The 12,811-nt window shown below is 61.1% G+C and carries 11 protein-coding genes and 1 tRNA gene; 11 read left to right on the top strand and 1 reads right to left on the bottom strand.

Annotated elements, in window-relative coordinates:
• Positions 1-13: 13 nt before the first annotated feature.
• From NMG46_RS09175 to glpK, 10 genes are all read left to right on the top strand, one after another.
• A complete protein-coding gene (locus NMG46_RS09175; protein WP_254817353.1) occupies positions 14-1,426 on the top strand; it encodes a pyridoxal-dependent decarboxylase in 1,413 nt (470 codons plus the stop codon).
• A 109-nt stretch (positions 1,427-1,535) separates the two neighbouring features.
• Entirely contained in the window at positions 1,536-2,303 is a 768-nt protein-coding gene (locus NMG46_RS09170) for a DeoR/GlpR family DNA-binding transcription regulator (RefSeq protein ID WP_254817352.1), read from the top strand.
• A 126-nt stretch (positions 2,304-2,429) separates the two neighbouring features.
• Entirely contained in the window at positions 2,430-3,956 is a 1,527-nt protein-coding gene (gene glpD / locus NMG46_RS09165; RefSeq protein WP_254817351.1) for a glycerol-3-phosphate dehydrogenase, read from the top strand.
• A gap of 39 nt (positions 3,957-3,995) precedes the next feature.
• On the top strand, positions 3,996-5,075 hold the full coding sequence (locus NMG46_RS09160) for an ABC transporter ATP-binding protein (RefSeq protein WP_254817350.1): 1,080 nt from the start codon (positions 3,996-3,998) through the stop codon (positions 5,073-5,075).
• 9 nt (positions 5,076-5,084) lie between these two features.
• Positions 5,085-6,152: an ABC transporter ATP-binding protein gene (locus tag NMG46_RS09155; protein WP_254817349.1), complete on the top strand. Its 1,068-nt coding sequence runs from the start codon at positions 5,085-5,087 to the stop codon at positions 6,150-6,152.
• A 1-nt stretch (position 6,153) separates the two neighbouring features.
• Positions 6,154-7,020 (top strand): carbohydrate ABC transporter permease, encoded by an 867-nt coding sequence (locus NMG46_RS09150; protein ID WP_254817348.1) that lies wholly within the window; start codon positions 6,154-6,156, stop codon positions 7,018-7,020.
• A gap of 1 nt (position 7,021) precedes the next feature.
• Positions 7,022-7,936: a carbohydrate ABC transporter permease gene (locus tag NMG46_RS09145; RefSeq protein WP_254817347.1), complete on the top strand. Its 915-nt coding sequence runs from the start codon at positions 7,022-7,024 to the stop codon at positions 7,934-7,936.
• 173 nt (positions 7,937-8,109) lie between these two features.
• On the top strand, positions 8,110-8,376 hold the full coding sequence (locus NMG46_RS09140) for a DUF2160 domain-containing protein (protein ID WP_031193610.1): 267 nt from the start codon (positions 8,110-8,112) through the stop codon (positions 8,374-8,376).
• Between the two features lie 78 nt (positions 8,377-8,454).
• Complete coding sequence (locus NMG46_RS09135; protein ID WP_254817346.1) at positions 8,455-10,182, top strand: ABC transporter substrate-binding protein; 1,728 nt, start codon at positions 8,455-8,457, stop codon at positions 10,180-10,182.
• Positions 10,183-10,327: 145 nt separating this feature from the next.
• Complete coding sequence (glpK, locus tag NMG46_RS09130; RefSeq protein WP_254817345.1) at positions 10,328-11,821, top strand: glycerol kinase GlpK; 1,494 nt, start codon at positions 10,328-10,330, stop codon at positions 11,819-11,821.
• Between the two features lie 78 nt (positions 11,822-11,899).
• On the opposite strand, the gene NMG46_RS09125 is transcribed toward glpK, so the two are convergent.
• Positions 11,900-12,379 (bottom strand): BA14K family protein, encoded by a 480-nt coding sequence (locus NMG46_RS09125; RefSeq protein ID WP_254817344.1) that lies wholly within the window; start codon positions 12,377-12,379, stop codon positions 11,900-11,902.
• Between the two features lie 309 nt (positions 12,380-12,688).
• Here NMG46_RS09125 and NMG46_RS09120 point away from each other — a divergent pair.
• Positions 12,689-12,764: transfer RNA gene (locus NMG46_RS09120), tRNA-Lys, on the top strand.
• Positions 12,765-12,811 lie beyond the last annotated feature (47 nt).

The raw sequence follows: 12,811 nt of genomic DNA, 5'->3' as shown, positions 1-12,811 counted from the left end.
TACGGAGGCGAAGATGAATAGCAACGAATTCCGCGAATGGTCGCTGCGAGCGGCCGAATGGGGCGCCGACTACAGAGATAGCCTTCGCGAAAGACCGGTGCGGCCGTTTGTCGAGCCGGGTGAAATCTTCAAAAGCATCGATGTCGCGCCGCCGGAAAACGGCGAAACGATGCAGGCAATCTTCGCCGATTTCGAGCAAAAGATTCTGCCGGGCATGACGCACTGGCAGCATCCGCGTTTCTTCGCCTATTTCCCGGCCAATGCGGCACCGGCCTCGGTCGTGGCCGAGTATCTGGTTTCCGCCATGGCCGCGCAATGCATGCTTTGGCAGACCTCGCCGGCGGCAACCGAACTCGAGACGCGTGTCGTCGACTGGATGCGGCAGGCGCTTGGTCTGCCGGAGGGATTTTCCGGCGTCATGCAGGATTCGGCTTCGTCGGCGACGCTTGCCGCCGTGCTGACCATGCGCGAGCGCGCGCTCGACTGGCAAGGTAACAAGAACGGCTTGCAAGGCCAGCCGGTCGTGCGGGTCTATTCTTCCGGCCAAGTCCATACTTCTATCGACCGGGCGATCTGGGTGTCGGGCATCGGCGAGGCGAACCTCGTGCGCATTCCGGTCGCCGGACGCTTCCGCGCCATGCAGACGGCGGCTCTGGAAGCCGCGATCGTCACCGACCGCGAAAACGGCATGCTGCCGGCGGGCATCATCGCCAGTGTCGGCGGCACAAGTACCGGCGGCACCGACGATGTGGCGGCTGTTGCCGCGGTGGCTAAGCGGCACGGGCTCTACCTGCATGTCGATGCCGCATGGGCTGGCTCCGCCATGATCTGCCCCGAGTTCCGGCATTTCTGGGCAGGCGCCGAACATGCGGATTCCATTGTCTTCAACCCGCATAAATGGCTGGGCGCACAGTTCGATTGCTCGATGCAGTTCATCCGTCAGCCGGAAGACCTCGTGCGCACGCTGGCGATCAAGCCCGAATTCCTGAAAACGCATGGCCGCGACGGAGTCATCAACTACTCCGAATGGTCGGTGCCGCTTGGCCGGAGGTTCCGCGCGCTGAAACTTTGGTTCCTGCTGCGTGCACATGGCTTGGAAAATCTGCGGACCATGGTCCGCAACCATGTCGCCTGGAGCGAGAGCCTCGCCGCAAGGCTGGCAAAGGAACCGGATTTCGAGATCGTCACGGAGCCGATGCTGTCGCTGTTCTCGTTCCGGCATCTCGCGGCTGCGGGCGCCGACTCTGACGAGCACAATTTGCGGTTGGTCAGCGCGATCAACGATGACGGCCGCATCTATCTGACGCAAACCCGGGTGGACGGGAAGGTGGCGATCCGCTTTCAGGTCGGACAATTCGAAACGACTGCGGCGGATGTCGATACTGCTTTCGAGGTCATCACTGAAATTGCGCGTGGCCTGGGTTGACCGGCATCATCGAGGTTGCGCCGGGCTCTTCTTGCAGTCACCTGATCTTCCTGTTCATGGCTTTCGTTTTCCGTTATAGACAAGTAAAACGAAAACGAGAGGTTGCTAGATGTATCTGTCGCCGCGTCATTCCGAAATCATCCAGATGGCCAAGGACCATGGCCGCGTACTGGTCGAGGAGTTGGCGACGCATTTCAACGTGACGCCGCAGACGATCCGCAAGGATCTCAACGATCTCTGCGACCAGCGGCTTTTGTCTCGCATTCATGGCGGGGCATTGTTCCCGTCCGGCATCGAGAACATGGAATATGAGGCTCGGCGCAAGATCGCCGCCGAGGAGAAGGAGGCGATCGGCCGCGCAGCAGCCCGGCTGATCCCCGACAACGCGTCTCTTTTCATCAATATCGGGACAACGACGGAAGCTGTCAGCAAGTCGCTGCTCGATCACAGCGGCTTGATGGTCATCACCAATAACATCAATGTTGCCAATAGGATGCGCGTTTATCCTTCGATCGAGGTGGTGATCGCCGGCGGTGTCGTACGCGGTTCCGACGGCGGTGTGGTCGGCGAGGCAGCGGTCGATTTCATCCGGCAGTTCAAGGTCGATTTTGCGGTGATCGGCGCCTCGGCCATCGATCACGACGGCGCACTGCTCGACTTCGATTTTCGCGAGGTGAAGGTCGCGCAGGCGATCATCGCCAACGCGCGGCATGTGATCCTCGTGTCGGACCAGACCAAGTTCGAGCGCACCGCGCCCGTCCGCATCGGCCATCTGTCGCAGGTCAACACCTTTATCACCGATCGTTGCGACATCCCATCGGTGCGTAAGATCTGCCAGGAGGCAGAAGTTCAGCTGATCGAAACGTCGCTCTCCTAGAGATGCCGTTGCGGCATCCTGTCGCCAATCATATTTCGTTTGACATTCGTTATCATTTCGAAATAATTCCCGTACGGTTTCGCAAGAACCCAAAAATGCTGCAACGCGAAATCGAGGGAGGACTGTTTGGGCGCATCACCGATCCATGACATTTTCGTCATCGGTGGCGGCATCAATGGCTGCGGCATCGCCCGCGATGCCGTTGGGCGTGGGTTTTCGGTAGTTCTTGCCGAGATGAACGATCTGGCCAGCGGAACCTCTTCGGGCTCGACCAAACTGATCCATGGCGGCTTGCGCTATCTCGAATTCTACGAGTTCCGCCTGGTGCGCGAAGCGCTGATGGAACGCGAGGTCCTGTGGAGGAACGCGCCGCATATCATCTGGCCGATGCGCTTCGTGCTGCCATACGCCAAGGGGCTGCGTCCGGCCTGGCTGATCCGGCTCGGGCTTTTCCTCTACGATCATATTGGCGGGCGCAAATTGCTGCCGCCGACGAAAACGCTGGACATGGCCAAGGATCCGGCCGGCAAGCCGCTGAAGCCGCTGTTTCGAAAGGCGTTCGAATATTCGGACGGTTGGGTCAACGATGCCCGGCTGGTTGTGTTGAACGCCCGCGACGCTGCCGAGCGCGGCGCAACCATTCGAACCCGAACAAAGGTCGTCAGCGCACGCCGCGAAGGCAATCTCTGGACGGTCAGGCTTGAAAACGTGCGGACCGGCGATACCGAGGAGGTCAAGGCGCGGCTGCTGGTCAATGCCGCCGGCCCGTGGGTCGATCAGGTGCTGTCGGCCACCGTCGGCTTGAACGACGTGCACAATGTCCGCCTCGTGCAAGGCAGCCACATCGTCGTGGGCAAGAAATTCGACGACCCACGCGCCTATTTCTTTCAGAACAAGGACGGGCGCATCATTTTCGCCATCCCCTATGAAGACGAGTTCACGCTCATCGGCACCACCGACCGGGACTATCCCGGCGATCCGCACGACGTCAGGATCAGTGATGTCGAGATCGACTATCTCTGCGCTGCGGCAAGCGAATATTTCGCGCAGCCGGTCAAGCCGTCGGATATCGTCTGGACCTATTCCGCGGTGCGCCCGCTCTACGACGATGGCGCCTCAAAGGCGCAGGAAGCCACCCGCGACTATGTGCTGAAGGCCGATGGAGGCGAGGGTGCCGCCCCGATCGTCAATGCCTTTGGCGGCAAGATCACCACCTACCGCCGATTGTCGGAATCGATGCTCGAGAAGATCGAGGGTTTTCTCGGCAAGCGCGGCAAGCCATGGACGGCAAACGCGCCGCTGCCCGGCGGTGACTTTCCCGTCACCGGCTTCGATATTGAGGTGGCGAAACTGAAAACGGCGTACCCGTTCCTCGACGCGCGGCTGGCCCGCCGGTTGACCCGGCTCTACGGCACCCGCGCAAGGAAGCTGCTGGGCCTCGCCAAATCGAACGTCGATCTTGGCCGCAACTTCGGCGCCGATCTCTACGAAGCCGAGGTGCGCTACCTCGCCGAAAACGAATGGGCGATGACTGCCGAGGATGTATTGTGGCGCCGGACCAAGCGCGGCCTGCGTCTCAGCCGTGAGCAGGCGGCAGTGCTCGACGAGTTCATGCGCGGAATAAGCCGGCAGCACGTAGCGGCTGCCGAATAGGAACGGCCGACTGGTGCTGAAAGCCTGGGAGGAGGCATCATGCTTGAACTGAGAAACGTGACGAAGACGGTGGGCGCGGCGGAACATATCCGCGATGTCTCGCTGACGCTTCAGCACGGCTCGCTCAACGTCCTGCTCGGGCCGACGCTCTCCGGCAAGACCAGCCTGATGCGGCTGATGGCGGGCCTCGACGTGCCGACCTCGGGCTCGGTCTGGTTCGATGGCAAGGATGTCACCGGCATGCCGGTGCAAAAGCGCAACGTCGCCATGGTCTACCAGCAATTCATCAATTATCCGGCGATGACGGTCTACGAAAACATCGCCTCACCGCTGCGGGTAGCCGGCACAGATCAGGCAACGATCGACAGGGAGGTGCGCAATGCGGCCGCCCTTCTCAAACTCACGCCCTATCTCGACCGGACGCCTCTCAGTCTGTCGGGCGGCCAGCAGCAGCGCACCGCGCTGGCCCGCGCCATCGTCAAGAATGCCAGCCTCGTGCTGCTCGACGAGCCGCTCGCCAATCTCGACTACAAGCTGCGTGAAGAATTACGCGCGGAACTGCCGAAAGTCTTCGCGGCCGCCGGCACAATCTTTGTTTATGCCACGACCGAGCCGCACGAGGCCTTGCTGCTCGGCGGCAACACGGCAACGCTCTCCGAGGGCAGCATCACCCAGTTCGGGCCGACCATCGAAGTGTTCCGCAAACCGGTCGATCTGGTGACGGCGAGGACCTTCGCCGATCCGCCGCTCAACACCATCGTGCTTGCCAAGAAGGGCCTGGATTTCCTGCTCGAGGGCGGCGTGAAATTGCCGGTGCCGGCGGAACTCTTCGGCATTGCCGATGCGATCTATACGATCGGCTTCCAGCCGCATCATCTGTCCCTCGATCGGCCCAACGCCGCCGCAGTGCCGGTGCGCGCAAAGGTGACGATCACTGAGATCACCGGATCGGAAAGCTTCATCCATCTCGATTTTGCCGATGCGCGCTGGGTCATGCTGACCCACGGCATTCGCGACTTCGAGCCGGACGAGGAGGTCGAGGTGTTCATCGACCCGCGCCACATCATGGTCTTCGACGAGCACGGCCGCGCCGTGGCCGCGCCGAAGCTGGCGGCTTAGGAGGAAGCGATGGCGCGCATCGATGTCAATCATATCCGTCACTCCTATCTGCAGAACCCGCGCACGGATGCCGATTTCGCGCTGAAGGAAGTGCACCACACCTTCGAGGATGGCGGCGCTTATGCGCTGCTCGGCCCGTCCGGCTGCGGCAAGACTACGCTGCTCAATATCATTTCGGGATTGCTGCATCCCTCACACGGCCAGTTGCTGTTCAACGGCAGGAACGTGACCAATCTGTCGACCCAAGAGCGCAACATCGCCCAGGTCTTCCAGTTCCCGGTGATCTACGACACGATGACCGTCTACGACAATCTGGCATTCCCGCTGCGCAATCGCGGCGTGCCGGAGGCCGACGTCGACCGTAAGGTGCGCGAGACGCTGGAGATGACCGGGCTGGCCGATATGGCCAAACGAAAGGCGCGCGGACTGACCGCCGACCAGAAGCAGAAAATTTCGCTCGGACGCGGGCTGGTGCGCTCCGACGTAAATGCCATCCTGTTCGACGAGCCTTTGACCGTCATCGACCCGCATATGAAATGGATGCTGCGCTCCCAGTTGAAGCAGCTTCACCGCCGGTTCGGCTACACCATGGTCTATGTCACGCACGACCAGACCGAGGCGTTGACCTTCGCCGACAGGGTGGTCGTCATGTATGACGGCGAAATCGTACAGATCGGCACACCGGCAGAGCTGTTCGAGCGCCCGCGCCACACCTTTGTTGGCTATTTCATCGGCTCGCCCGGCATGAACGTCATGCCGGTGGCGATCGACGGCAAGACTGCGCGGCTGGGCTCGCAGCAGATCGAACTGCCGGGCGTGCCCAAGGCGGGTGGCGGCGCCATCGAGCTCGGCATCCGTCCCGAATATGTGCGCCTGGGCAGCCAGGGCATGGCCGTCCGGATCAGCAAGGTCGAGGACGTCGGCCGCCACAAGGTGGTCCGTGCCAATCTCGAAGGGCGCGAGATCGCCGCCGTCATCGGCGAGGACGAGACAGTTCCGGCTGATCCGAAGGTGCGGTTCGACCCAGCCGGCATCAACATCTATGCCGATTCCTGGCGCGTCGAGATGGGAGCCTAAAGTGGAAAAGACCTGGAACAATAGAGCCTGGTTCCTGGTGCTGCCGGTGCTGCTGCTGGTGGCGTTCTCGGCGGTCATACCGCTGATGACGGTCGTCAATTATTCGGTGCAGGACACTTTCGGCAATAACGTCTTCTTCTGGGCCGGCACGGAATGGTTCGAGGAACTGCTTGCCTCGAGCCGCTTCTGGCGGGCGATGATCCGCAACCTTGTCTTCTCCTTTATCATCCTGGCGATCGAAGTGCCGCTCGGCATCTTCATTGCGCTCAATATGCCGAAGAAGGGTTGGGGCGTGCCTGTGTGCCTTGTTTTGATGGCGTTGCCGCTGCTGATCCCGTGGAACGTCGTCGGCACCATCTGGCAGGTGTTCGGGCGCAACGACATTGGCCTGCTCGGCTATTACGTCAACGCGCTCGGCATCGACTATAATTATGTGCAAGACCCATATGATGCCTGGGTCACGGTCATCATCATGGACGTCTGGCATTGGACCAGCCTCGTCGTTCTGCTCTGCTATGCCGGCCTGGTCTCGATCCCGGATGCCTTTTATCAGGCAGCCAAGATCGACGGTGCCTCGCGCTGGGCGGTGTTCCGCTACATCCAGCTGCCGAAGATGAACCGCGTGCTGCTGATCGCCGTGCTGCTGCGCTTCATGGATAGCTTCATGATCTACACGGAGCCGTTCGTGGTCACCGGTGGCGGCCCCGGCAACTCGACGACCTTTCTTTCGATTGATCTCGTCAAGACCGCGCTCGGCCAGTTCGACCTCGGCCCGGCGGCGGCGATGTCGCTGGTCTACTTCCTTATCGTCCTGCTGTTGTCGTGGGTGTTCTACACCGTGATGACCAATTATGACGCGGAGCGTTGAGATGAGCCGCACCGAAGAGAGAGCCGATAGGGTGAGCGAGACGACAGCTTCGGAAGGGCTCGCCAGCACGCTACGGCAGGACGAGATCGCACGGCTGATGCGCCGTCGCGGCGAGGAGTCGCGCTGGTGGTGGATCGTGCCGACGCTCTACATCGTCGTTCTGCTTTTGCCGATCTACTGGCTCATCAATATGAGCTTCAAGACCAATGGCGAGATCGTCTCGTCGCTGACTCTCTACCCGCACGCGCCGACATTGGCGAATTACCGCACCATCTTCACCGACGCGTCCTGGTATTCGGGCTACATCAACTCGATCACCTATGTGGTTATGAACATGGTGATTTCGGTGGCTGCGGCACTGCCTGCTGCCTATGCTTTTTCGCGCTATCGCTTCCTCGGCGACAAGCATCTGTTCTTCTGGCTGCTGACCAACCGCATGGCGCCGCCGGCGGTGTTCGCGCTGCCATTCTTCCAGCTTTATTCGGCCTTCGGCCTTATCGACACCCATATCGCCGTGGCTCTGGCGCATTGCCTGTTCAACGTGCCGCTGGCGGTGTGGATCCTCGAAGGCTTCATGTCGGGCGTGCCCAAGGAGATCGACGAGACCGCCTATATCGACGGCTATTCGTTCCCGCACTTCTTCATCAAGATCTTCATGCCGCTGATTGCGAGCGGCATCGGCGTGGCGTGCTTCTTCTGCTTCATGTTCTCGTGGGTGGAGCTCTTGATCGCCCGCACGCTGACGACCACGGATGCCAAGCCGATCGCCGCGACCATGACCCGCACCGTTTCGGCCGCCGGTATGGATTGGGGGTTGCTTGCCGCCGCCGGCGTGCTGACGCTGATTCCCGGCGCGCTCGTCATCTGGTTTGTGCGCAACTACATCGCCAAGGGCTTTGCCCTGGGGAGGGTATGATGGAGCAGGTCGACAGAAGCCCATGGTGGTGGGCCGTGCTGTTTCTTGCCCTGGTCGTCGTCGCCTGGGTGGCACTTCAAATCGATTTCGTGGCAATAACGGTAGGCTTCAGCGATCCGGCCAATATCCGCCTGTGGGGATTTAACCTCTCGTCCAACCTCGATTTTTCGTGGATGGCCTGGACGTGGCCGACCGCGGCCTTCTTTGGAACCATCTTTCTGCTGCTTTGCGGCATGGCGGTGTGGGAATACGTCTCGCCGGGCGGCAATCCGCGCGTCGGCGTGCTGCGCTTCGAAACGACGCGCGGCGACCGCCTGTTCCTGTCGCTGCTGGGCAGCGCCTTTATCCATCTCGCTTGGCTGGGTCTAGTCGGACCCAATCTGTGGTGGGCTCTCGCTCTCTCCGTGGTCTACGCCGTCGGTGTGTTCCGCTACGTATAGAGGGGGAAACTGTTGGAACGGCGGCGTGCCGGCCGCCGATCCAGATCGCACTTAGAACTTTAACAGTGGAGGAAATACATGCGACGGCAATTCTTGACATCAACAACTGCGCTTGTCCTGTTGCTCGGGGCAAGCAATGCCTATGCCGGAATGGACGAGGCCAAGGCCTTCCTGGACAAGGAAATCGGCGACCTCTCGACGCTCGACCGCGCCGGCCAGGAAGCCGAAATGCAATGGTTCATCGATGCCGCGAAACCTTTCGCCGGCATGGATATCAAGGTGGTCTCCGAAACCATCGCCACGCATCAGTATGAATCGCAGGTGCTGGCGCCGGCCTTTACGGCCATCACCGGCATCAAGGTCACGCATGACGTCATCCAGGAAGGCGACGTCGTCGAGAAGATCCAGACCCAGATGCAGACCGGCCAGAACCTCTATGACGGCTGGGTCAACGATTCCGATCTGATCGGCACGCACTGGCGCTACCAGCAGGTGCGCAACCTGACCGACTGGATGGCAGGCGACGGCAAGGATGTCACCAACCCGAATCTCGACCTGAAGGATTTCATCGGCACCTCGTTCACCACCGCGCCCGACAAGAAGCTCTACCAGCTTCCCGACCAGCAGTTCGCGAACCTCTACTGGTTCCGTTACGACTGGTTCAATGACGAGAAGAACAAGGCGGACTTCAAGGCCAAATACGGCTACGACCTCGGCGTGCCGGTCAATTGGTCGGCCTATGAGGACATCGCCGAGTTCTTCACCGGCCGCGAGATCGATGGCAAGAAGGTCTACGGCCATATGGATTATGGCAAGAAGGACCCGTCGCTCGGCTGGCGGTTCACCGACGCATGGCTGTCGATGGCCGGCAATGGCGACAAGGGCATTCCGAACGGTCTGCCCGTCGACGAATGGGGCATCAAGGTCGACGAGAATTCGCGTCCGGTGGGTTCCTGCACGGCGCGCGGCGGCGACACCAATGGCCCGGCTTCCGTCTACGCCATCCAGAAGTACCTCGATTGGCTGAAGGCCTATGCACCGGCGGAAGCCCAGGGCATGACCTTCTCCGAGTCAGGGCCGGTGCCGGCGCAGGGCGCGGTGGCCCAGCAGATCTTCTGGTATACCGCCTTCACCGCCAGCATGGTCGACGCCAGCGCCAAGGCGGTGCTGAACGACGACGGCACGCCGAAGTGGCGCATGGCGCCGTCGCCACATGGCGTCTACTGGAAGGACGGCATGAAGCTCGGCTATCAGGACGTCGGTTCCTGGACGCTGATGAAGTCGACGCCGACCGACCGCGCCAAGGCCGCCTGGCTCTACGCGCAGTTCGTCACCTCGAAGACGGTCGACGTGAAGAAGAGCCATGTCGGCCTGACCTTCATCCGCGAGAGCACGATCCACGACAAGAGCTTCACCGAACGTGCGCCAAAGCTCGGCGGCTTGATCGAGTTCTACCGCTCGCCGGCACGCGTCCAGTGGTCGCCGACCGGCACCAACGTGCCGGACTATCCGAAGCTGGCACAGCTCTGGTGGCAGGCGATCGGCGATGCTTCGTCGGGCGCCAAGAGCGCGCAAGAAGCGATGGACTCGCTCTGTGCCGAGCAGGAAAAGGTGATGAGCCGCATCGAGAAGTCGGGCGTCCAGGGCGATATCGGCCCGAAGATGGCCGAAGAGCATGACCTCGCCTACTGGAACGCCGATGCGGTCAAGAAGGGCAATCTCGCTCCTCAGCTCAAGATCGAGAACGAGAAGGAAAAACCGGTCACCATCAACTATGACGAGCTGGTGAAGAGCTGGCAGCAATAGGACTGTTTGATGCGGGCGTTCGCGCCCGCATCGCCATACTCAGGGGAGGCGGCATGTTGCCGTCTCCCCTGTTTACGTGAACGGCTCCGCGCCATCTGGCGCCGAGACATCGCAGCACCTTGAACTCGCTTCGACGGGACAGAGAATGACCGGATACATCCTTGCAATCGACCAGGGAACGACATCGAGCCGGGCGATCCTGTTCGACGACAAGATGAAGGTCGTCGGCAGCGGGCAAAAGGAATTCACCCAATATTATCCGGCCTCCGGCTGGGTCGAGCACGATCCCGAGGAGATATGGGCAAGCGTCGTGGAAACGGTGAAGGCGGCGCTGAAGACAGCCGGCCGCAACGCAGCGGACGTCGCCGCGATCGGTATCACCAACCAGCGCGAAACGGTCGTCATCTGGGACAAGGAGACCGGCGAGCCGATCCACAACGCGATTGTCTGGCAGGACCGCCGCACCGCGCCGTTATGCCAGAAACTGAAGAAACTGGGGCTGGAGAAGAAATTCACGAAAAAGACCGGCCTGCTGCTCGATCCCTATTTCTCCGGCACCAAGATCGCCTGGATGCTGGACAAGGTGAAGGGCGCCAGAAAACGCGCCGAGAAGGGCGAACTGCTGGCCGGCACCATCGACAGTTTTCTGATTTGGCGCCTGACTGGCGGCAAGGTCCACGCTACTGACGCCACCAACGCCTCGCGTACACTGGTCTACAACATCGAACAAAACGCCTGGGACGACGAGCTGCTGGCCATTCTTGGCATACCCGCAAGAATGCTGCCGCAGGTGAAAGATTGTGCCGATGATTTTGGAATAACCGACAAAAGCCTGTTTGGTGCAGAGATCAGAATCCTCGGTGTGGCCGGCGACCAGCATGCGGCGGCGATCGGCCAGGCCTGTTTCGAGCCGGGCATGATGAAATCCACCTACGGAACCGGTTGCTTCGCGTTGCTCAACACCGGCAGCGATCTGGTGCGTTCGAAGAACCGGCTTTTGACCACCATCGCCTATAGGCTGAACGGCAAGACCACCTATGCCTTGGAGGGCTCTATCTTTATCGCCGGCGCTGCCGTGCAGTGGCTGCGGGACGGCATCAAGGTGATCGGCAAGGCCGAGCAGAGCGGCAAATTGGCGGCGGAGGCCGATCCGACGCAGAACGTCTATCTGGTGCCGGCTTTCGTCGGGCTCGGCGCACCGCACTGGGATGCCGAGGCGCGGGGCGCCATCTTCGGGCTGACCCGCAATTCGGGGCCGGCGGAATTTGCCCACGCGGCGCTGGAATCCGTTGCGTTCCAAACGCGCGATCTGCTCGACGCTATGCGCAAGGACTGGAAGGGCGCTTCGGCCAAGACTGTGCTCAGGGTCGATGGCGGCATGGTGGCGTCGGATTGGACCATGCAGCGGCTGGCCGACATTCTCGATGCGCCGGTCGACCGGCCGACAATTCTCGAGACGACCGCGCTTGGTGCGGCATGGCTGGCCGGCTCGAAGGCGGGTGCCTGGCCGAAGGCGCGGGAATTCGCCAGGAATTGGGCGCTCGAGCGCCGGTTCAAGCCGGAGATGGATGCTTCGACACGTGCCGCCAAGCTGGCAGGTTGGCGCCACGCTGTGCACAGGACGCTAAGTTCGCCATAAGCAGGGATCGCACCGGATTCGCACTCATGAAAAACCCGCGCCGTTGCGGGCGCGGGCTTTACAGTCTCTAATCGCGACTCAGTAGGGCGACCGGCACTGCCGGCGCGGGCCGTAATTGGGCTGGTACGTGTTGTCAGACGCACGATAGCTCCGGTAATGGTCATAGCACCACTGCACGTGTGCATCGCCGCGATAGACACGATTCTGGTTGTTGATGATAGCGCCGGTAATCAGCGCACCGGTGGCGAAAGCGGCCAGCGGGAACCAGTAATCGCCATGGCGGCGATAGCCGCGACGATATTCGCGATAGCCGCGATGGCCACGCCAATACATGCCGTCGTCACGCGCAAAACTGCGCCGGGAGAAATCGCGACGCGAGAAATCGCGATTGAAATTCCGGTGCCTCCGCCACGGCTCGTACTGGACGGTCTGGACATTCGAGGTGAGCCCTTGGGCAGGGGGCGCATAGCTGGGCTGAGCGTTGACTGGCACGATCTCCGCGGCAGCGAATGAGATCGAAAGGGTGGTCGCCAGCAGGCCCGACATGATCCTATTCATGATCTTCTCCTTGAAACGCGTGTCCCTTGTCGCGGAAAAACGGGCAGGCTGCGCAAATTGTTCCGCTAAGAATCCCAAGTTGCTGATCTGCAAAGGTTCTCTCGATTCGCTGCTTGCGCTTGTCCCGCCAAGCGCGAGCTTCGGCCCTTGCGCGAGACGGAGGCAATTCCGTCAACGCCGAAGCGCACCGCACGGCATGATGACGCGGCAGGAAGGTCCGGTCTGGGAGCCGTCTTTTTCCGGTTGACCGGCAGAGGCACTCTCCCTATGTTCCGCGCAATTTCGAGGGCGGCCTTTCTGAGCCCGCGGGAGCGCGTAGCTCAGCCGGTAGAGCAACTGACTTTTAATCAGTAGGTCATGGGTTCGAATCCCATCGCGCTCACCAAATTCAGAGGGTACGACCCGGAGACATAGGTAACAGAATGTACCTAC

Source organism: Mesorhizobium sp. LMG 17147, assembly GCF_024297145.1.
In the GTDB taxonomy this organism is placed as follows: domain Bacteria; phylum Pseudomonadota; class Alphaproteobacteria; order Rhizobiales; family Rhizobiaceae; genus Mesorhizobium.
Note: the sequence above shows the minus strand (reverse complement) of the source record. Positions and strands in the feature narration are given on the sequence as shown.